Source organism: Flavobacterium glycogeni, from assembly GCF_048286775.1.
GTDB lineage: Bacteria > Bacteroidota > Bacteroidia > Flavobacteriales > Flavobacteriaceae > Flavobacterium.
The window spans coordinates 121,863-142,362 of the sequence record NZ_JBLVPV010000010.1 but is presented as its reverse complement, the minus strand read 5'-3'; the positions used below and the strand labels follow the sequence as shown (position 1 = coordinate 142,362).

The following is a 20,500-nucleotide window of genomic DNA, read 5'->3' as shown; positions in this document are numbered from 1 at the left end:
ACTATTACAATAACGAAAGAATCAAATCAAATTTAAACAAAATGAGCCCGATAAAATATCGAGCTCACTATTGTCAAAATTAATTATAAATTTGTCTAAACTTTTGGGTGCAGTCTATTTAAAAGGACTTAAACGAGGTTTGTTTTTATGCTGGTTTGTACCGATTTAGATTTTTAGAACGGTTGTGCAACAGCTACCGATGTTGTGCGTTCGGTTTTTTTTCACGCCATTACCGCTATCATTTTTAAAGTCTGTTCGCCCAAAGTTCTGTCCCCTATGATTTCAACTGTATCAAATACTTGTTCAGGTTTCCAACTTTTTGAAAACAGTTTCCAAGCTGTATTTGGGTCAATTGTTACTTGGCAATTAGCATTAAGATTATCGTCTTTACTTAATATCCAGCTATCATCTGTTTTTATGATGCTCCACAGTCCACCAATATCTGTTGAAACTTTGAGTGACACAACTGTTCTAATTTCTGCAGGAACATCACTGAAAGTATGAGGGAAGGCATACATAAATGTATCAAGGAATGGATAGTATAGCTCTTTAGTCATAATTCCTGGCTTCCCAACTGCATCTCTAATTTGTTGTTGATGCAAAAATTTTTCGGTGTATTCCCTTGCAATGTGAAACCAATTTTGAGATGTTTCTTGTCCTGCCCAAGCAACTGAAAACACAGAGTTATCATATGGATTTAACGTTTGAAGATGTTCAAAATATTCACCCCCTGTTATTTCTAAAAGATTTGTCAATACTTGTGGACTTAATCTTTTTGTAGCATTTGTCCAAGTCGCATTCAAATGATTTAAAAAAGCAACAAGGTCTTGATAAGAGTTTATATTTTCAGGTTTTTCTCCAAAATAGCCGTCCCTTGATGTTGATAAGGCTCTCAGATTTCCGTCAAGCAGGTGAGAAGCTACATCTTTTACTTTCCATAGTTTTGCAATTGTTTGAGCATCCCACTCTTCCTCTGTTAGAGATTTTAAAAGTTCAATTAGCATCTTGTCCAATATTGGAAAAAGATGTAAAGTCTGTATTTTGATTTCATCTTTCATTTTCTACGCTCTCGTTTTAAGCTGACGCACAACGTCAGTCCGTCAAAAAACCTCCAAACGAACTGATTTTTATTAATTAGAAAGTAAATATATGAGATTTAAACTATAGTTATTTTTCTTTTTAACTACCGATTCCGTTTAACACAGGTTTCATTCTTGGCTTTACCCAACGAAACCTTAGTTGTTAAGGACAGGGCTTTTTATATAGTTAAGATTCATTTTCAGATAAGCACAAACAATCCAAATGCAAAACCATTTTCAAATTAAGTCTAAAACCCAAATCTCGTGAAGGTAATATTAGCGGTTCGTTATTTTCCTGTCAGTCGTTTCTTTATTGCTCTTTAACTACATTATAAAAATTGTAATCTGTATTTGTTGCATCAGTAATACCAATATTTCGTCCGATTGTAACTATCTGTCCTCTGTGATAAGTTCCGTGGTTTATCACTTGCATCAAGTAGTCATATTTTGGCAATTCACATTGAAACCAAGGACTTTCAATTTTTACTTTTTTTGATAATTCTTCTTCCGTAAATGAATTAATAAGTTCTACCAAAAGGGTTGACCTATTTGATAAACCTTTCAATATCTCACCTGTTACTAATTCCACGTTTTCCCTTTTATCAAATTCAGGGGTCTCCGCTATTATAGAATACCAGTATTCTTCGGTCGCCCAAATATGATTAAGTGTCTTAATGATACTTGAATAACTTGAAGGCAGTTCCTTAAAAAGTAATTCGTCTGATTTTGTAGAAAGCCATTTAACAAATTGTTCGTTTACCCATAAATTGTAGTCGGCATAATTTGTCATTAAATTTTTTTAAGCTCATAATTATTTATTTTGGGTTTGAAATTTTCAGGGTTTGTCTCTTCCAATAAATCGCTGTTTGCCCAGCAAAAAATTTACAGCTTTAATTACGTTTCTATCTATACTTTCCTCTGTTTTTAGAAACGATAAATATCTAACAATTTCTAATTGAAGAGAAGGTCGTAAGTTGTTAAATATTTCCTCTGCTTTTTTATTTTTTTCTAGTGCTTTTGTAAATTTTGGGTGTATTGGAATTACTCTTTTTTCTGGGTCAAAAACTATTTCAAAGTTCGCGGTGTCGCCAACTTCTTTTTTAGCCATTTTTCTCATTGGCGTATTTAAGTATAATCTCCAATGTCCACTATACTTAATTAGTGTTTGAATAAATTCGTGTCCGTCTATTTTTAACTTTACAGGAATTTTTCCTTTGTCTTTGTTTGCCTGAATGAAAATAGATTTTAAGATATTCTCTGGTATATAGACAAATGGATTTATTCCAATTATTTCAATTTCTGCCGAAAATATATCTGTCTTAATTTTGTCCATTTTCTGTTGTCTGTGTCGTTCGGTGCGGTGGGAATTAGAAGTACAAATGTTCATTTAAGCATAAATGGTGATTAGAATCCCATTGTTCAAATTTAGCACATCAGCCCCACTTGCACAAAACCGTTAATGGCTATTTTTTATTTTTCGCTGTTTATTAATTCCCAAATTTTGTCGTTATAGTTTTGTTTTGTAATTCCTGTAAGTTTTTCAAGAACGTTGTAATAACTTACGTTTCCTTTCTCAATTTTTCCAGAGTTTAGTAATTCCCAAACTCCCGCAAAACCTTTTTCTTTCTCAATTTTTTGAATAAGTAATGAATTAACAATATTGTCAGCAGAATTATTAAATTCTTTGGATTTAAAATTAACTGGATTTTCTTTTATTTCTGTCCAATCTGTTTTTTTATTACTTGCAATTTGTAGTTTAAATTCTTTGAAAATTTCTTTCCAACTTAAACCCCAACTTCCACCATAAATATAAGCACAACCTTCATCAACAGATCTATTTACTTTATTTCTTGGAATTACTAAACTTAATCTATCGTGCCATAAATCATGTGGGTCAAAATTATCAAAGTTTGCATTTTTGTTTCCAAGTAATATAATTTGTTTACTTTCATTCGAAGAATTCCAAACACTTGAAGTTCGACCATTATAGTCTGATTTATATTGAACACCAATTAATTTTTGAATTTCTGTTAAGTTTTCACAACAATAAAATTCAGTTATTTTAGTTTCAGATTTTAGTTTTTTATCAAATAATGTTGCTAATTTATTAAATTCTTTCGCGTTGGCTTTATTAAGTGTATTTTGATAATGAAAAATAGTATTTCCAATTTTTTCAACTTTCCAATTTTTCGTATTTAATAAAAGTGGCGAAGAAAACAAGAATGATTGATCTGATTTATGAGCAATAAATTCAAAACTTGTTCTCAACATTACATTGTTTTCATTAACTCCAATATAAGAAACCTGAACTAAATACTGATTTTCATTTAATGAAACAATATTTGTTAGATATGGTTTGTAGAAATAGTCGTCTTTAAACTTTCCACTTTTTTCAATTCCATTTATTTCGTCTAATAAAATGAAAGTTTCCACTTTTTCAGTTTCCAAAACAAATTTATTTTCAATATTAGGTTTTTGTGCAGAAACTAAAAAATCATTTAAATTTGAAATTAAAGCCTTACTTTGAATACTATCTTTTGGCAAAATAATATTTGGATTTAACCGTAATGGATTTGTTTGCGCGTTAATAAAAATTGTAGTAATTAATAATACTAGAGTTGTTAAATTTTTTAATTTCATTTTTTGATTTTTTTACGCCCCACAAACATAACTAATTTATCATAAAAAGATTACATTATTATAGTAATTCCTTTCTGTTTTATCAATTAAAACAAAACCTTTCATTCAAAGTTTCAAAAACTAAAAAACCCTTCCAGAGTTTGAAACACTGAAAGGGTTGAAATCCTGAAAAGGGTTCAAGAACGTGAAATTTCACGTCTGAGGCAGCGAATAATAGGGCATTCCAAAAAAAAGCGATTTCTAAGAAAAGCGATTTTTGCATGTTATTTTACCAAGCGATCGGGGTGTGCTAATTTTCAGCAACAAGTTAATTTTTGTTGAAGTTTATTCCAAATAAGAGCCGTTTTTGGAATTGACACCAATACGTGAACTAACGCAATTAAAATCGCACCTGGTAAAAGATTCTTCACAATCAAATTAAGGATTCCATAGCTTTGATAGTGTTGAAAATTGGAAACGATTGTAATTCCGCTTTCTGTTAGTTTTAATTTCAGAGATAGGAATACTGCAATTGATGAAAAATGAAAACCATTTACAAAAAGATGTAAAATATATTCCCAGCGCGGAAGCCCACCCATAAATTGTCTACTGTCTTTTTCTAAAAAGGCATCTATGCCTAAAACAATAATATCAACTACAACAATAAACATCCCTATATAAAAGCTGGCATTACTATCTTGTTTTAAAAATAAGAAATACAAAATGCATGGAAATAAAATGGCTCTTATTGTATGTGTAAGATGCTCCTTTCTACTCTCACGATTGTTATGAAGTTTATATTTTAGAATATGTAAATAAAACCCATCATACAGGGCTAACAGTGCAAAAAGCACGATTAAAATTGAAGAAATAAAAAAAGCTACTTCCATAAATTAATTATTATATTGTTTAGTAAAATGAATTAAACCATTGATTTGTTGCAATAAGTTGATTTTTCAAAATCTCTTATATTTATGGATATTATAGGAACTTCCGGAAACATCATTTTAAGTTTTCCTATAATCGCTTTTGAAAGATTACTTTTTTGATTTGTATTTCTACCTTCCATTATGTTTGCGAAAATATGTATAAAATCATCTTTCGAATTTCCAATATTGTAATATTGGTATGGATTAATCCTCACTTTAATATCTCCTTCGTCAAAAAGTTTAGTTGATTCTGCCGAATTATATACCTCTTGCATTATTTCTTCAGGAGATTTCAACTTTAGTATATTTTCGGAACATTCAATTACAAAATGTGGCATAATTTTACTTGTTTTTCGTTTATTTTCTATTTCCCGTCAGGTACTTCATAATTGCTAACATTTTGCAGCTTACCGAAAGTGGGACTTTCAGAGCATCATCCGCCAAGCTATGATTAATGTTTATAAGAGCCGAAAAGTTTCTGTAACCAAGTCCGCCCTGCTTCATATCCGTTTTGTTTTAAGTTTTAGTCCTGTAGAAATTATGGTCAAATCATATTGATTCGTTTGTTGGTTGAGGGTAAATGTATAACCGTCCTTTGTTGTTGGGCTTTCAAAAAAAGTATTTTCGCTGTCGGGGTGCAGTTCCGATTTTTCTCCATTGGGTTCAACGTAAAATAATTTGTTGTCCATTATTTCAATCGAAAATGTTTCTGTCAAGTCAGCTTCCAATGCAAAATTCCCTGTATATTTTTTTAGTGTTTCTGTTGAAACCGGAATGGCTACACGATTTATTTTATGAGGGACTTCATACGGTTTGTTATCAAGAACATTTATAATGTCAGCAGTCGCTTCCTGAATTGGAAAATCCGTGTAATTTGAAACTAAAATGAAAGTTACCTCTGTTTTTAAATTCTTATAGAAATAGGCTCTGTAACCAGATCTTCCGCCAGCTTGAATCAGGACACTATCCTGTCCGAACATTTCAAGTGCCAATGATTTTTTCAAAGGTTTACCTGATACAATTTGTTGGCTGAAACTATACAAGTCACTAATAGTGGAAAGATAATTTCCTGTTTCAGATCGGTTTATATTTTTTTTGGAAGTTGGAATTACTTTTCCATTTTCGTTGTCAAAACCATAAGCAAATTTTGGAACTGACTTTGCAGCGTTAAACTCCAAGGTGTTATTCAATTTCATTTTCTTAAAAATATCATCTTGTATAAACGCCAAATATCCGTTGCCTGAAGTTTTATCAATAATGTAATGCAAAAGGAAATAACCAACATTAGAGTAAAGCGTTTGGGTTCCCGGTTCAAATTGCAACTTCTCCAATTTTGCTAAGGCAACAATTTTTGGAAGTGATAAACTGTCATAGGCATCTTTGCTTGTAAGCTCTCTCGGCAAACCCGATTGATGATGCATTAATTGTTCAATCGTTATTTTTTCACCGTTTGGAAAATCGGGAATGAACTTGTTTACCTTATCCGTGAGTTGCAGTTTTTTTAACTCGGCAAGTTTTAAAATGCTGAACTTAATAAAAACTTTTGAAACAGAACCAATAATAAATTTGCTGTCTCTTGTGACTTTTAAACTATCGGTCTCACCAACGATGTTGTAGGTTTTATCAAGAAGAATTTGCCCACGTTTTGAAATAATAACATTGCCGTTAAAATTTTTCAGGTTGGTCAAAGCGGTAAAATACTCGTCAAGTTTATACGTTAAGCTGTCTTTTTTTGCTTGTCCAAAAACACCAGCTGATACTAATAAAAGCAATAAAAGTGTTGAAAATTGTTTCATTTGTTTGTTTTTAATTAGGCTTTAATTATGCCGCTGTTGCATTACCGCTTACTTTCTATGGCTCAGCTACCTCAACTGTCCGTAAACCCTTAAATAAAAGCCAAAAGCTCAGTACTATATCGAAGATAGCCATCGGCGTATCGAACCACCATAGGTTAACAATCTTGTCGAAGTTGGGGAAAATGTAGAAAATTAAAGTACACGCTACGCAAAACACAGACGAAATTATGCCGAAGACTGCCAGTGCCCTAGGTATATAGCGGGACTTCAACCACAGGTAGCCAGACAGTGTGGAAGCGAATGCACCAAACAGCAGGCCAACATAATAGTAGTCAACACTCGATGCGAGACGGAACCTCGCTAAAGCCTGCAATCGATCCCCTTCAAATGCTCGCAAGTAATTGTCGTCTCCCAGAAATCGCAATGCGTCAAAGAGATTGAGTGTCATAATAAGCCACATTAAAACCCAGATAAGCCTCCAGAATGTCGCAAGCAAAGTAATTCCCCGACTGACTGGTTTTAGGATTACGTAAAGCGCTGTAAGAAGTACGACAACGCCTAAGCAATAAATAAGATTGCCAACGATACCAATCCGAAAGAGTTGTTCGTGTGCCAAAATATTCTGAGCGGTTTCCGTGGCATTGTTCTCGATAATAAGAGGATCGAAGATACCAAAATTGACGTAGACCAGAGTTGCGAACGTGATTAGATAAGCAAGTCCCGCGACTCTTGCGGCTTTGCGTTGTGACTTGTTAATAGTGCTGGTTGTCATTTTATTTTGTTTAAATATTGTTTTAATCGTTATTAATTCCTTAAGCATAACGTCCCCGCCGGCTTTGTGAAGTTTGGGGAACGGTTTGCCCAAATGTATTGATTTAAGATAAAGTTTACAAATACAAAACCACCATAAATTTAAGACTTAAAGCCCAAATTTCGCCAAACTGCGGTTAGCGGTTCGGCTATATTGTTGCCAATATTTCCATTGCCTTTTTTTCTTTACCTGATATTGTTTTTAAAATGTCTGATGCTTGTTGAATATATTTATAGTCTTTCGTTTGGCTCACTTTCTCAAATAGTTGAGAAACCGAAGTCCAAAGTTCCGCAATTTCTACAAATACTTCATGTCCTGCCTTTAATTTGTCAAGTTTAAGCAAGTCGTAACTTTCTTTTAAAAAGTCTCGGTACAAGTTTCTGAATAATGCTCCACCTGTTCCTGCTTTTTCCATAAGCATCGCAGATGTTTTAAAGTCGTTTTCAATGTCTTTACTGGTCTTAAACCATTTGATTATTTCTGTGCTTGTTTTTAAAATTCCCTTGTAGCCAATATTTGTTATTGGTGGATTTAAATATTCGGTAGCATTATTTCTGATTGCTGTAATGATTGCAGTTTTCAAGTCAAATCTGGTGTCTGTCTTACGCAAAGTGTAATATAAATTTTTAGATGACATTGGACCTTTTTCGGCTCTTGCTAATGCTATACTTTTCAAACTTGTTTTTACTTGCCCACCTTGTTGTTTTGTGTCCACCAAAAATGCGTTTTCATTGTCGTAACCATAAATCGCTGTATAATGTCCCGCAAAATGGAAAGGTCTGGAAAAATAGTGTAAATGAAAACAGTCCAATTTTAAACCGACTGCTTGTCCGTTGTCAATAAGTTCTTTTACATTGTCCCAAGCCTTTTGAGTCGATCCAGTTTCCTTAACTGTCAATTCAATGTTTAGATTTCTTGCAATATTCACAGTTAATACGTCAGGTTTTACTCGTCCGCCAATGAAAGGGAAATTCATTGATTTCATATTCCAAAAAATAAAGCCAAGTCCTTCACCTAAACCAAAAAGCATTGGTTCGGAAAGTTCAATTCCAATCTGTCGTAACAAAGTTCCTGTCGCTGTTGTTTCACAATGTTGTCCGTCAAATGGTTTTATGTTCTCTATTTTCATTGTTTACCATGATGCTGTTTTAGTTGAGCGCTAACGGTTTTCGGCTTGGTGAGGTTGGGAAATTCAGAGCAGAATATTTTTGGCTAGATAAAAATACGGATTAAAAAGTTAATTCCACAAAAGTCCGATATTGCCAAACTGCGGTTAGCAGAATTTTTTATTTGTTTAGTTCAAAAGCTATTGTAAATATTTTAAAATCAGAAATTTAGGTTAAGGTAAATATCATGTCCAATTGCTTTTTGTTAACCGATTTGGGTATTATTTTCATCATTTTGTTTCTGAACCAGATTCCTAGGTCGTTTTCTATATGCGCCATTTTACCAACTGTCCAACTCGTATTTACTATTTTATGTGCTTTTTTTATTCGTAGTTTTTCATATTCCGCAAAAGTTTCTTCCAAGGCGATACCTTCGTCAAGAAGTTTACCTAAAGTATAAGCGTCTTCAATGGCTTGGCAAGCACCTTGTCCCATATTAGGTGTTGTGGCGTGAGCCGCATCACCAATTAGGCAAATATTTTTGTCCTGCCATTTTTTAATTGGTTTTAGGTCAATAATATCATTTACAATTATTTGATCTTTGCTGGTTGCCAAAATTAAACTCAAAATCTCGCTGTGAAATTCGCTAAAATATTCTGTCAAATTTACTTCATCTGATTTTACAATTTTTGAGTTTGCCAAAGCATACCAATATACTTTTTTATCACTGATTTTTACAAAGCCAAATCGCTTTCCTTTTCCCCAAGCTTCGTTAAGTTCGTTATGATATTTTTGAGGTAAATCTATTTCGCAAATCCCTCTCCAACATATTTGGTTTGCGTTACGCAATGTGCTTTTTTCAAACAATTGGTTTCTAACAACCGAATTTATCCCGTCTGCACCAATTACAAGTTTGCTTTCTACGATTGAGTTGTCTTCAAAAGTCAGTTTGAATAATTCTGCTTTTTCAATTTTAGAAAGTCGTTTTGATAGATTTATATTGTTGTAGCCTATTTCGTTGGCAAGTATTTTTTGTAATTCTCCTCTGTGTATGGCAATATTATGGACATCATATTTTCTTTCGTACTCGGTTAAGTCAACTACAGAAATAGTGTTAAGTTGTGTGTCTGTAATCTTCATATAAGAAATTTTGTTTCCTGCTTTTTCAATTTTGTCTTGAATGCCTAGTTTTTGAAATACTTGCATTGCATTGTTTGCAAGTATTATTCCTGCTCCAACAGGTTTAATTTCTGCCGAACTTTCAAAAATGGTTACATTCAGTCCTTTTTGTTTAAGTGTTAACGCAGTTGTAAGTCCTCCAATTCCTGCTCCAATTATGTTTACAGTTTCTGTCATCATTTCTGTCGTTTCTTTCGTTGTGAGGTGTCTCGGTAAAATTTCTACTGACGTCAGTTCTCCCGAAGCGTCGGGATAAAAACCTCCAAACGAACTCAATTTTGTTAATTACAAAGTAAATATATGGATTTAAACTACAATCGAAATTCTTTCTGTAAAAAGTCGCTTGATGGTTCTTAAAAGAAAACAATTCGTGAAAAGCGTTAAAAACCGCTGTTAGAACCCCAAAATACAAAGCCAATACTTTTAGCTATTGTTTTAATAGATTTTGGTCTATTAAATTAAAAATTCAGCGCAGATTGTAGGCTGTTAAAATCACTTGAACCGACGAAAATTATCATTAAAAACTAATTACACCCAACAGGTTAATAATAATAATAATAATAATCAGACATCATCTAAAATGCCCTTATAGTTGCCATTCCAAAAATCACGGTAAGAATTTAAGCGTTGGCCGCAGGGAGGCCCCCAGAGTCGAGTGTAAAACACGAGCGGCTTGGGTCGCGATAGGAAAATCTGTCCGATGATTTTTGGTATAAAAATATTCAGGCTTGATTTTTTTGTTTCTTTTGAAATCGAAAATTCACGAACTTCAATAAATTATGAACTCGTGAGTAATCAAAAAAAAAGATTTTCATCTACAAAAATAGTTAAAAAGGGGAATAACTCCCCCCTATTTCTTCATCATTTAGTGATGCAGTCAACAGTTGTAAATTTAAATTTCACACGCTCAAAATCTATAGGTGAGCCTTTAACAAAATAAGAGGCCCCCATAGTAGTTTGTATTTTCCCATTACCTAAAATAAGTTCGTTCCCTCGCTTTAGAAATGCCATTGGATTTTTATATGTTACTTTTTCATTAGCGCCCTGAATAAAGGTGTAGCTGGCAAATAATGTATCTCCACTGAATTCTCCAGCGATTTTCCCAACCTTTTTTGGCATATTAAAAAATTTCATCACCATATCCCCGATTATTTTTCCGTTTTTTAAAGTGTTCATTTTTAATTCAATAGTATCTTGTTCATACAGCGCTTTATAGCATTGGACACTGATAGGTTTTTCAGCTTGGACTTGGGTAGATTTACCAACTTTTTGGTTTTCATTTTTTTTACAACTTTGGAATCCTATACAAGCAAACAGCAAACAAAAAAGAACTGGAGTTTTCATAATAGTAAATATTTAGTTAATAATTGTAGGAATAACAATTGCTAATTTACGCATAAATAGCGTGTAATAGTAAAGCTTTAATAGCATTTAAATAATAAATGATCTATTCAAAAACAAAAGTTGTTTCTTTTTTGGTTTCTTCACAATTTTCAAGAACTGTATAGTCCCAACATTGTAATCTCGACGAAGGAGCGATCTCCATAGCAACACGACAATCTTAGCAAAATCTATAGCAGCATAAACTCACGGTAACGTCCTCCCTACGCCTTTATAGTTGCCATACCAGAAAATCACAGTAAGAATTTAAGCGTTAGCCGAAGGAAGTAACCCACGAGTCGAGTGTGAAACACGAGCGACTGAGGTCACGATAGGAAAATACGTCGGATGATTTTTGGTGTAAAAATATTAAGAATCCTATATCATCCTTGTATTCATAACCGTAAAGACAAACTAGAAATTGAAAATATAAAAAACAAAATGAAGGTTTTTATTGATGAAGGTACGGAAGGTTTTTCGTTTAAAGAATTAAGTACTAAATTACTGTAATTAAGAAAGAGTTGGTTGTGTTAGTAAAGGGAAGAGTATAAATAAAATAATATCTAACGTTTATGATGGGCTATCTAGTAAAATATTCAGATTTTTATGGAACACCTGTTCCTGATAATTCAATTGAATTAATTCTTCTCAATACTATAGAAAAAAAAGAGAAAGAAGATCAACGAACTGCAAAGATATCTTCAACCGAACGCGCTTCTTGAATACTCACTAGGATAAAGTCTGAAGATTAAACACTACTTCAATTTTTGTTCCTTCTCCAATCTTTGATTCAATGTTAAATTGACCTTCTAAAGAATTCGCTCTTTCTTTCATATTATTTAATCCAATACCATCTTTTTTATTTTTAATATCAAATCCTTTTCCGTCATCAGTAATACTCAGTTCTAAAATATTGTTTTCTTTTTTCTGAATTTTCACCTCACAATTCTTTGCATTAGCATATTTATTAGCATTTAGAGTGGCCTCCTGAATGATGCGGTATAAATTGATCTTATATATATTTTGAACAGTAGCCCATTCAAACATTCCGTTATTTACATATTTAAAATGGGTACTGCTAAACTCTTTTTGATTTTCGACTAAACTTGTCAATAACACATTAAAATCATTCCCATCAAAAAAAGAGCCTCGACTTAAGTCATGGGATATCGTTCTAAGCTCACTTTCAATATTTTGCAATTCAGAAATATATACTTTTCTTTTCTCAATTGTTTTGTCATCTATTAAAGAATTAAAAAAACCTAAATTCATTCGGACACCATAAATTTTATTCATGACGCCATCGTGCAATTCTTTTGCTATTCTGGCCTTCTCATTATCTTTTGCAATATCAATTTTTTTATTTTGCTCGGTTAACAGTTCGTATATTTCTTCATTAGCGCTTTGTTGCTTCTTAATAAACTGTAACTCTTTATTTCTATATTTTAAATACCGCAAAACAATAATTATAATCAGTATTAAAACCAGTACAAATGAAATAATTAAAATGTAAAAATTATTCTTGGTCAAAACTTTATTTTCATCCTCTATCCTTGATGTTTCATATTCAATTCTGGCATACTTATTATGAGCATTTTTTTGCACCAGATTAATACTGTCACTTACTTTAATGTATTCATTTGCATAAAACAACTGGTTTTTCTTATCTAATTCGGATAATAATTTCAGTGAAGCTAAAATTTCATTACTGTTCTTAATTTTAATGGCTAATTGTTTCGCTTCTTTTAAATTTTGAATTGATTTTACAGTATCCTTCTGCGTTAAAAAATATTCTCCTAAATGTATCTTTTTATACAAAATATCCGATGTAAGTCCTATACTATCGACAATACGTAAGGATTCAAAAAACATGGATTCAACATTTTCATAATTCCCGTTTTTCATCTTAGAATAAGCCAAATTGCTTAAAACATTCGCGTATAATCTGGGAGATTTCTTTTTTAAATCTTCGGAACGCAAACTTTGTAATTTTTCTATAGACTTCGAAAATTCCCCTTTTAAATCATACAAATTACATATATTAATAACAGAACTTACATTGAAATTATTTATTAGATCTTTGTCTTCACCGCTACTTCTCATTTTCTCTAAATCCCGTAAGGCTAAATTATGATAGCGTAAGGCTTCATCATAATTAACCAATTTTTCTAAACAATTACCCATTAGCGTATTACAAGAATAAATCAAGCGGTGATTGATAGAATTTTTCAAATACTGTAATGCTTTAGAAATTTCAACTTCACATTCTACATAATTTCCGTCATAAAATAAAACATAGGCTTTATTGAATAACATTCGCGCCATACTATCATAGTCATGCATTTTATGGTATAATTTTTCTGCCTGTAAATAGTAAAAGTAAGCGCTATCGCTTTTAGAGTTTTGATAACAATCACCCACATAATATAATGCCTTCGGGATTCTGACACTATCGTTAGCCAGCTTGGATAGCCGTAAAGCCTTTAGACTGAAAGATAAAGATTTTTCTAAATTATTGATGTAATAATATTCCGTTGCGATTTTTAAGTGGATCTCTCTGACAATGGAATCATTTTCTTTGGATTGTAATAAATCACCTATTGAGTCTAAGTATTGCTCTTTTTTATTTTTTTCCAAACCATTAAAAAAACTTTTGTCAAATAAAACAGTATTGTTTTTTTCATGGGCATCCGAATCATTCTTTTGGCATGAAAAAAAAAAGAACAGTGGAAGCAAACAGATTATTTTAGTAAGAGTACTCAAAATGCAATTATTATTTTATAATTTCAAATATAGTATATTTTTGAAACAAGAATACCATATAGCTTATTTTTAAACCATATGGTATTCTTATTTCAATTAAGCATGCCTTAATACTATCTTGGCCTTGGAGGTATCGGATTACTTGGATCACCATCTACCTCTAGATCTACTGCATCCGTGCCCAATTTTACTGTAGTGGAATCAATAATTTTTGTCGGAAAGTTGATTTTCAAAACAGACTGGGGCGTCGTTTTAAAATCTTTAGCTTTAACTTCTTGAACCTCAAAACTCTCCTCATCATTAGAACAGGAATAAGTTAGTAAAGAAATCGAAACTAGTCCGGCTACGTATAATTTTTTCATATAAATGTAGGTTAAGTTAAACAATCATTTAATACAAATAAACAACATTGCTTTCTTTAAATTTTACGGTTATACCGTAAAATTTAATTAATTTTGCAAGAAATTCGATAAAATGAAGACGCCCCTTACTATTTTAATCGTTGATGATCACCCGATGACAGTTGACAGCTACAGCAATCTTTTGTCTGTCAGCAACTTCCAAGAAAACACACCTAATTTTATAAGGAGTTATAATTGTGAAGATGCGTACAACAAAATATTTTTTCATCTAAATCAAAATACAACTATTGATTTGGCATTATTAGATATTAGCCTTCCTCCATATATAGAGTTTAATATTGAAAATGGTATTGACCTGGCTTCACTAATCAGGAAAAAATTCCCAAATTGTAAAATCGTCCTGCTTACCATGCATGGTGAACCCCTGGCTGTAGATAAAATAATCAAAGACATAAACCCGGAAGGTTTCGTTTCTAAAAATGATATTAATTTTGAATTATTCCCTATTGTTTGTAAAAAAATTGTGGATGGGGAGATGTACAAAAGCCCTACTATTATAGAATCGCAGAGAGAATTGTTTGAAAAAAATATTAATTGGGATACACATGATAACCAGATTTTAATCCTAATTTCACAAGGCATTAAAACGGTGAATCTTCCCAACTATATTCCTCTTTCCATGAGTGCCATAGAAAAAAGAAAAGCAAATATAAAAGGACAGCTATTAATGGAGAAAGGCAGCGATAGCGACCTAATAAATATAGCTAAAAAATTAGGATTAATATAAATACCTTGTCCTGAATAAAGAAATACAACAATTAATATCCATAGAGGAATTTTGTAGTCATTCAGGCCTTCAGATAGAACATGTTTTACGTTGTATAATCGGATAGGATTTAAGGCAATTAAAGCCTCTGATATACTTCTATAATGTAACAATACCAGTTCAACAAGCAGTTCAAATAATAGAGTAAACAATTCCATAATCATGATATTTTAACGAATCATATAGTTAGTATCCGTTTTTGGAGGGTGCTATTTCAATTATCAGCTCTCCAAAGCGTCTCTCCCACTTCGGAGTTTTAGTCTCCATAAAAACATTCCTATCTTTGTACTCTAGCACACAATTTCATGGATTATGATCAATTTATTTTCTGTCTCGAAGCCGTTCCCGATGTAGAAACGAACACCACTACTGAAGTCGTCAAAAACTTAGAAGAGTTAGCGGTTGAACAAGGTATTGCAAGCATTTATAAAACGTGTGATACTATTGAAGGATTAGAAGAAAGTTTGAATGCATTGCTCTATGATGACCATAATTTTACTGATTATGAAATCATCTACTTGGTCATGCCAGGCGAAAGAAACACTATTTGTCTCCATGAGTATTATTATAGTTTAGAAGAAATAGCCGAACTTTTTGAAGGAAAAATGAAAGGAAAAATTTTGCATTTCGCCAATGCCAAAGTATTAGACTTAAGCGAGGACGAAGCACAATACTTTTTAGATATTACAGGAGCACGTGCGATTTCGGGTTATGGAGCAGCATTTAATAAATTAACCAGCATAAATCTTGACAAAGCTTTCTTTAGTTTATGTCAAGACCAAGACAATATCATCGAAATTGTAGAAGAATTATATCAAAAACACTATGCCTTTTGTAAACTACTCGATTTTAGATTGTATTATTAATCTGTGAGTACTTTTTCAATCGTTCATTGATTATTTTTAAAGATCTTTAAGCAACTTACGTGCGATTACTATTTTCATGATTTCATTCGTTCCTGCATAAATGCGTGCCACACGATTATCGGCATACATACGGGCAATTGGGTAGTCCCACATATAACCATAACCACCAAATAATTGCAAACATTCATCAACGACTTTTCCGCACATGTCGGTTGCCGAATATTTAATCATCGAAGCACTTTCGGCTGTTAATTTATGGTCTACTAATAATTCGATACAACGATCTAAAAATGCCTGATGTATTTGCATTTGAGTAGTACATTCCGCAAGTTTAAATTGGGTGTTTTGAAATCCGGCAATAGGCATATCAAAAGCAGTTCGTTCCGTCGTATAAGTGATGGTGTTCTCAATCGCTCCTTCAGCAGTGGCTACCGCCATAATCCCAACGGTTAATCGCTCCCTAGCCAATTCTTGCATCATAATTTTAAATCCTGCTTTTTCATCTCCAAGTCTGTTCTCCTTTGGAACTTTTACATTATCAAAAAACAACTCTGCAGTATCCTGAGATTTCATTCCTATTTTTTTGAGAGGAACTCCTTTATTGAACCCTTCCATTGTCGATTCTAAAATAAGTAAGGTTACGCCTTCCTCATCCGTATTATGATTGGTTTTTACGGCCACTATAGCCATATCACACATAAAACCATTGGTTATAAAGGTTTTTTGACCATTCACTAAATAATGATCCCCTTTATCTTCGGCCGTTGTTCGAAGTGCTTTCAAATCACTCCCGCAATTGGGCTCTGTCATTCCAATAGCAGTAATAATATCCCCTTTGGCCATTAGCGGTAAATACTTTTGTTTTTGCGCCTCAGTTCCGTAATACAATAAATAAGGAGCTACAATATCGGAATGCAACGAAAATCCGGGACCGGTGATTCCCTTTTTTGCCAATGCTTCAATAAACAAGGCATTAAATGTAAAATCCAACCCTCCCCCTCCATATATTTCTGGCATATCCAAACACAACAATCCTAATTCTCCCGCTCGTTTCCATATTTCACGGGATACCATCCCATTTTTTTCCCATTCCTCTAAATGATCTGTAATGTCATTTGAAATGAATTCTTGAATCATCGTTTGCATCATTTTATGCTCTTCGGAGGCATAAATTTTTCGTTCTATTAATATGTTTTGTAGCATTTTATATCATTTTTAGATTAGAGGATGCTTCTGCAGATTCCGATATTAGAATTATTGAGGTAATTTATATCCTTGCAAAGGATTTTCACTTTCTAAAGTTACATAATTTTTTGTTTTCAAAAAATGCTACCATACATAAATCACGAACTGCTAAATCATGAAGCGAATCAGAAATTTTAGGGTTTACCTTGAATCGGTTGGTAATAAAAACTCATATCGCATATTGTGATATGCAATACAGAAGAAAATATACCCGATAAGGCATAAATTAATATGACTATCCGTAACTAATACCAAACAATACTTTTTGCCAAAGATTTAAAAGATTTCCACAGATTAGAGAAAAGTGAATTAGATTTATTAGAGAAAATCCGTGAAAATCTTTTAAATCTGTGGCAAAAAAAACAATGTTAGTCCGCAAAGCGGACAGTCATATAAATTAATACCAAAACATACTATTTATACCCGAAAAGGTATAATTTAAATAAAACCACTTTAAATCAGAATCCTAAAAACACAATCGGATCAAAATCACATTCGGCAGTATCCTTTTCATCATTTTTATTTATTATCTGCAAAGTTTTAATAATTATTCTCCTTTCTGAATTTTATAGTTTTAGAATTTTGTTTCTTTGCTAAATAAAATCGCTTTCCAAAACCTAAATTTAAAATACGTAAATGCCTGAATATTTCCTTGATATTGCATATGAAAACAGCATTTATGGTGAAGAAGAAGTCAATTTTAAAGAATTTGAATGCTGTACTTTTACTAATTGTAATTTCTCACAATGTGCATTTCTAGCGGTTACTTTTATTGACTGCACCTTCAATGATTGCATTTTTAGCAAAGCCAAAATAAATTATGTGGCTTTTAGAACGGTGATTTTTAATCGTTGTGAAATTAAGGAAGTCAATTTTTCGATGTGTGACAAGTTAATTTTCGAAATTGCCTTTAACAATTGTATTTTGGATTTCTCCAAATTTTATACTTTGAAAATAAAAGGAACTTCATTTACCAATTGTAGTATTATTGCAGTTGATTTTATGAGTACTGATTTAACCGAAGTTATTTTTGACAATTGCGATTTATACCGTTCTGAATTTGCAAAAGCAATTGCTAATAAAGCAAATTTCAAAACAAGCTACAATTACACCATTGACCCGAAAACAACAAAATTAAAAAAAGCAGTCTTTGCTTTAGAAGGATTAAAAGGATTGCTTTACAAACATGATATTATCGTGCAATAATTATAGCTTTTTTCCCATTTTGTAGTCTTCCATCAAGTACCCGTTACCAATCTCAATATTTTCTTCGGCAATGATTTCAAAACCTAATTTTTGATAGAAAGCTAGTGCTTTATTAAAACGATTTACGTTTAAGGAAAGTGATGTCGAATTATTTTCGTTGGCTAATTTTTGCACCGCATCAATTAATAATTTACCAATTCCTTTTCCTTGTGCTTCTGGCAAAATATAGATTTTATGAATTCGGGTTACGGCTTCACTCTTATAATTGTGCTCAATTGCTATAAATGCCAAAACTGAAGTTTTCTCATAAGCAATATAAAATAATTGCTCTTGCTTTTGAATTTGTTTTATTAAAGATTCATCTGAATAAATCAAATCCATCATATAGTCTAATTGTTCTTTTGACAAAATTTCACCATATGTTATCGGCCAAGTTGTATTGGCAACATCCTGAATTGTATTTACATCACCTATTGAAGCTTCTTTTAATGAAATCATTATCCTTTATTTATGTAAATTATTGAAATTAAACCCTATCTCCTTTAGGAAGAAAAATATAGAATTTAGCTCCTGCATTAGGTTTGCTTTTTACTTTTATGAATCCATTGTGGTTGTCTACTATTCTATTACAAATAGCCAGACCAAGTCCAGTTCCTGAATATTTAGGATCCGTTTCTAAACGTTTAAATAACAGAAATATTTTTTCGGCATATTCTTGTTTGAATCCAATACCATTATCAGAAACAATAATTTTATAATAATCCTCCTTATTCGTTATCTTGTATTCAAGCATTTCTTTTTCTGTAATTTTTTTAGAATCAATGCTGATTTGAGGTATTATATCTTCTCTACTGTATTTAAGCGAATTGGACACTAAATTTATAAAAAGCTGCTTAATTTGAAAAGGAATCGCTTTGATAGACGGCAATTTTCCTATTTCAATTTTAGCATTTTTCTCTTCAATGTTAGAAGCTAAATCTTGAAGAACTTCTTCTATGGATTTATTCAAATCTGTTTCCACAAAAACCTTATCGCCTTTTATTGTCCGAGAATAATTGACAAGATCAATAAGTAATGTCTGCATCCTATTAGCCGTTACACGAATTTTTGAAAAATAATCTTTTCCTTGAGGTGAAAGCAAATCAATTTCTTTTTCTTCTAATCTGGAAATAAACATTTGAATCTTACGAAGCGGTTCCTGCAAATCGTGACTTACAATATTGTTAAAAGCCTCAAGTTCCGTATTGATATATTTAAGTTCTTTATTGTTTTCTTCTAATTCAAGGGTTTTCTTGTATTGACTTGTAATATCATAATTCACCCCAATTTTTATCAAATCACCACTCCCACTCTTGGTAAAACTTCCAACACCCATACTATATTTAATATCCCCATTTGGAGTCAAAAATCTAAATATCATAGAAGTAGACTGATGACTTACTAACGAATCCGTATGTACCTTAGTCACATATTCTAAATCATCCGGATGAATATATGGAATTGTATTCTCTATATTCGGTTCAAATGCATTGGGTTCAACTCCCATTAACCGAAACAAATTATCAGAAAAAGTATATTTATTAGTCTCTACATTGACCATCCAATGTCCAAAACCTGCTGTCATTTCAGCAGTATTATAGGACTCATTCAGTAATTTCAATTGGTCATTCGCCTTTTTGAGTTCATCAATATCAACGTTCATTTTTTGGAATGAAAGCAATAATATTAAAAGAGAAAGAATAACCAATAAAAAAGCGGTTATTATAGAATCCTGTAATTCAAATTGATGGTTATTATTTTCAAATTTCGTTTTTGTACTTTCAGAATATATTATTTTAGTGACAAAGGATTTCATCATTTCAGTAACATTGCTGCTCTCCAGTAACATCTCGTTTAATGCTAACGGGCCAGAATTTTTGCTTTGCGCAAGAAGTAATGTTTTCCTGAACAGTTTAAATCTAAGGTCGATAAGTTTTTTTAATCGGTCAATATCATTATTTCTGGCGGTATCATTTGCAGTTAACAACTTTAGCCTTGTTATGCTTTCTTCAATTTTGCCTCTATTCAAAAACCTGCTTTCTATATAAATTTCCTCTTTTGTGATGATATAACTTCGCAAGCTCGTTTCGTAACCGCTGATTACGGATAAAAGTTTTTCTAATTCAAGTTGCGTTTCATTTGAATTTGCAATTAATTCAACCGTTGAATCAAGCTTTTTCATTTGAGAATAAAACATGGAAGCGATATAACAAACAACAACAATTGCAATAGCTAAAGCTATTTTAAACACTTGAGAGTTTTTATATAGTCCTAAAATCTTCATTTATTTCTCT

General features: G+C 32.1%; 20 protein-coding genes. 4 read left to right on the top strand and 16 right to left on the bottom strand.

The window, feature by feature from the left end; translation table 11 throughout:
• Positions 1-221 precede the first annotated feature (221 nt).
• The 11 genes from ACNQGX_RS10310 to ACNQGX_RS10260 form a co-directional block, all read right to left on the bottom strand.
• A complete protein-coding gene (locus ACNQGX_RS10310; protein ID WP_417975949.1) occupies positions 222-1,058 on the bottom strand; it encodes a maleylpyruvate isomerase N-terminal domain-containing protein in 837 nt (278 codons plus the stop codon).
• Between the two features lie 331 nt (positions 1,059-1,389).
• Positions 1,390-1,869, bottom strand: a complete 480-nt coding sequence (locus ACNQGX_RS10305; protein WP_417975947.1) for a DinB family protein — start codon at positions 1,867-1,869, stop codon at positions 1,390-1,392.
• A 45-nt stretch (positions 1,870-1,914) separates the two neighbouring features.
• On the bottom strand, positions 1,915-2,412 hold the full coding sequence (locus tag ACNQGX_RS10300) for a YdeI/OmpD-associated family protein (RefSeq protein ID WP_417975945.1): 498 nt from the start codon (positions 2,410-2,412) through the stop codon (positions 1,915-1,917).
• A gap of 137 nt (positions 2,413-2,549) precedes the next feature.
• Entirely contained in the window at positions 2,550-3,719 is a 1,170-nt protein-coding gene (locus ACNQGX_RS10295) for a hypothetical protein (RefSeq protein ID WP_417975944.1), read from the bottom strand.
• A 296-nt stretch (positions 3,720-4,015) separates the two neighbouring features.
• Positions 4,016-4,588 (bottom strand): hypothetical protein, encoded by a 573-nt coding sequence (locus ACNQGX_RS10290; RefSeq protein ID WP_417975943.1) that lies wholly within the window; start codon positions 4,586-4,588, stop codon positions 4,016-4,018.
• Between the two features lie 32 nt (positions 4,589-4,620).
• Complete coding sequence (locus tag ACNQGX_RS10285) at positions 4,621-4,965, bottom strand: 5-carboxymethyl-2-hydroxymuconate Delta-isomerase (protein ID WP_417975941.1); 345 nt, start codon at positions 4,963-4,965, stop codon at positions 4,621-4,623.
• Between the two features lie 162 nt (positions 4,966-5,127).
• Positions 5,128-6,423, bottom strand: a complete 1,296-nt coding sequence (locus ACNQGX_RS10280) for a serine hydrolase domain-containing protein (RefSeq protein ID WP_417975939.1) — start codon at positions 6,421-6,423, stop codon at positions 5,128-5,130.
• Between the two features lie 55 nt (positions 6,424-6,478).
• A complete protein-coding gene (locus ACNQGX_RS10275; RefSeq protein ID WP_417975937.1) occupies positions 6,479-7,288 on the bottom strand; it encodes a DUF4386 domain-containing protein in 810 nt (269 codons plus the stop codon).
• A 94-nt stretch (positions 7,289-7,382) separates the two neighbouring features.
• A complete protein-coding gene (locus tag ACNQGX_RS10270; RefSeq protein WP_417975935.1) occupies positions 7,383-8,363 on the bottom strand; it encodes a BtrH N-terminal domain-containing protein in 981 nt (326 codons plus the stop codon).
• Between the two features lie 205 nt (positions 8,364-8,568).
• A complete protein-coding gene (locus tag ACNQGX_RS10265) occupies positions 8,569-9,795 on the bottom strand; it encodes an FAD-dependent monooxygenase (protein ID WP_417975933.1) in 1,227 nt (408 codons plus the stop codon).
• Positions 9,796-10,380: 585 nt separating this feature from the next.
• On the bottom strand, positions 10,381-10,863 hold the full coding sequence (locus tag ACNQGX_RS10260) for a hypothetical protein (protein ID WP_417975931.1): 483 nt from the start codon (positions 10,861-10,863) through the stop codon (positions 10,381-10,383).
• Between the two features lie 608 nt (positions 10,864-11,471).
• On the opposite strand from ACNQGX_RS10260, the gene ACNQGX_RS10255 reads away from it, so the two are divergent.
• Entirely contained in the window at positions 11,472-11,621 is a 150-nt protein-coding gene (locus ACNQGX_RS10255) for a hypothetical protein (RefSeq protein WP_417975929.1), read from the top strand.
• A gap of 7 nt (positions 11,622-11,628) precedes the next feature.
• Here ACNQGX_RS10255 and ACNQGX_RS10250 read toward each other — a convergent pair whose 3' ends face one another.
• Positions 11,629-13,536 carry an ATP-binding protein gene (locus ACNQGX_RS10250; RefSeq protein ID WP_417975927.1) on the bottom strand — a complete coding sequence of 636 codons (1,908 nt, stop codon included), beginning with the start codon at positions 13,534-13,536 and terminating at the stop codon, positions 11,629-11,631.
• Between the two features lie 239 nt (positions 13,537-13,775).
• Positions 13,776-14,024 (bottom strand): hypothetical protein, encoded by a 249-nt coding sequence (locus ACNQGX_RS10245; protein ID WP_417975925.1) that lies wholly within the window; start codon positions 14,022-14,024, stop codon positions 13,776-13,778.
• Between the two features lie 112 nt (positions 14,025-14,136).
• Here ACNQGX_RS10245 and ACNQGX_RS10240 point away from each other — a divergent pair, with 112 nt between their 5' ends.
• Entirely contained in the window at positions 14,137-14,811 is a 675-nt protein-coding gene (locus tag ACNQGX_RS10240; RefSeq protein WP_417975923.1) for a response regulator, read from the top strand.
• A 344-nt stretch (positions 14,812-15,155) separates the two neighbouring features.
• Positions 15,156-15,716 (top strand): DUF6642 family protein, encoded by a 561-nt coding sequence (locus tag ACNQGX_RS10235; RefSeq protein WP_417975921.1) that lies wholly within the window; start codon positions 15,156-15,158, stop codon positions 15,714-15,716.
• 36 nt (positions 15,717-15,752) lie between these two features.
• On the opposite strand, the gene ACNQGX_RS10230 is transcribed toward ACNQGX_RS10235, so the two are convergent.
• Positions 15,753-16,919 carry an acyl-CoA dehydrogenase family protein gene (locus ACNQGX_RS10230; protein ID WP_417975919.1) on the bottom strand — a complete coding sequence of 389 codons (1,167 nt, stop codon included), beginning with the start codon at positions 16,917-16,919 and terminating at the stop codon, positions 15,753-15,755.
• Positions 16,920-17,597: 678 nt separating this feature from the next.
• On the opposite strand from ACNQGX_RS10230, the gene ACNQGX_RS10225 reads away from it, so the two are divergent.
• On the top strand, positions 17,598-18,167 hold the full coding sequence (locus ACNQGX_RS10225) for a pentapeptide repeat-containing protein (RefSeq protein ID WP_417975917.1): 570 nt from the start codon (positions 17,598-17,600) through the stop codon (positions 18,165-18,167).
• Here ACNQGX_RS10225 and ACNQGX_RS10220 read toward each other — a convergent pair whose 3' ends face one another.
• Positions 18,168-18,665, bottom strand: coding sequence for a GNAT family N-acetyltransferase (locus ACNQGX_RS10220; protein WP_417975915.1), 498 nt, complete (start codon positions 18,663-18,665; stop codon positions 18,168-18,170).
• 28 nt (positions 18,666-18,693) lie between these two features.
• On the bottom strand, positions 18,694-20,490 hold the full coding sequence (locus ACNQGX_RS10215; protein WP_417975913.1) for an ATP-binding protein: 1,797 nt from the start codon (positions 20,488-20,490) through the stop codon (positions 18,694-18,696).
• Between the last annotated feature and the right edge of the window lie 10 nt (positions 20,491-20,500).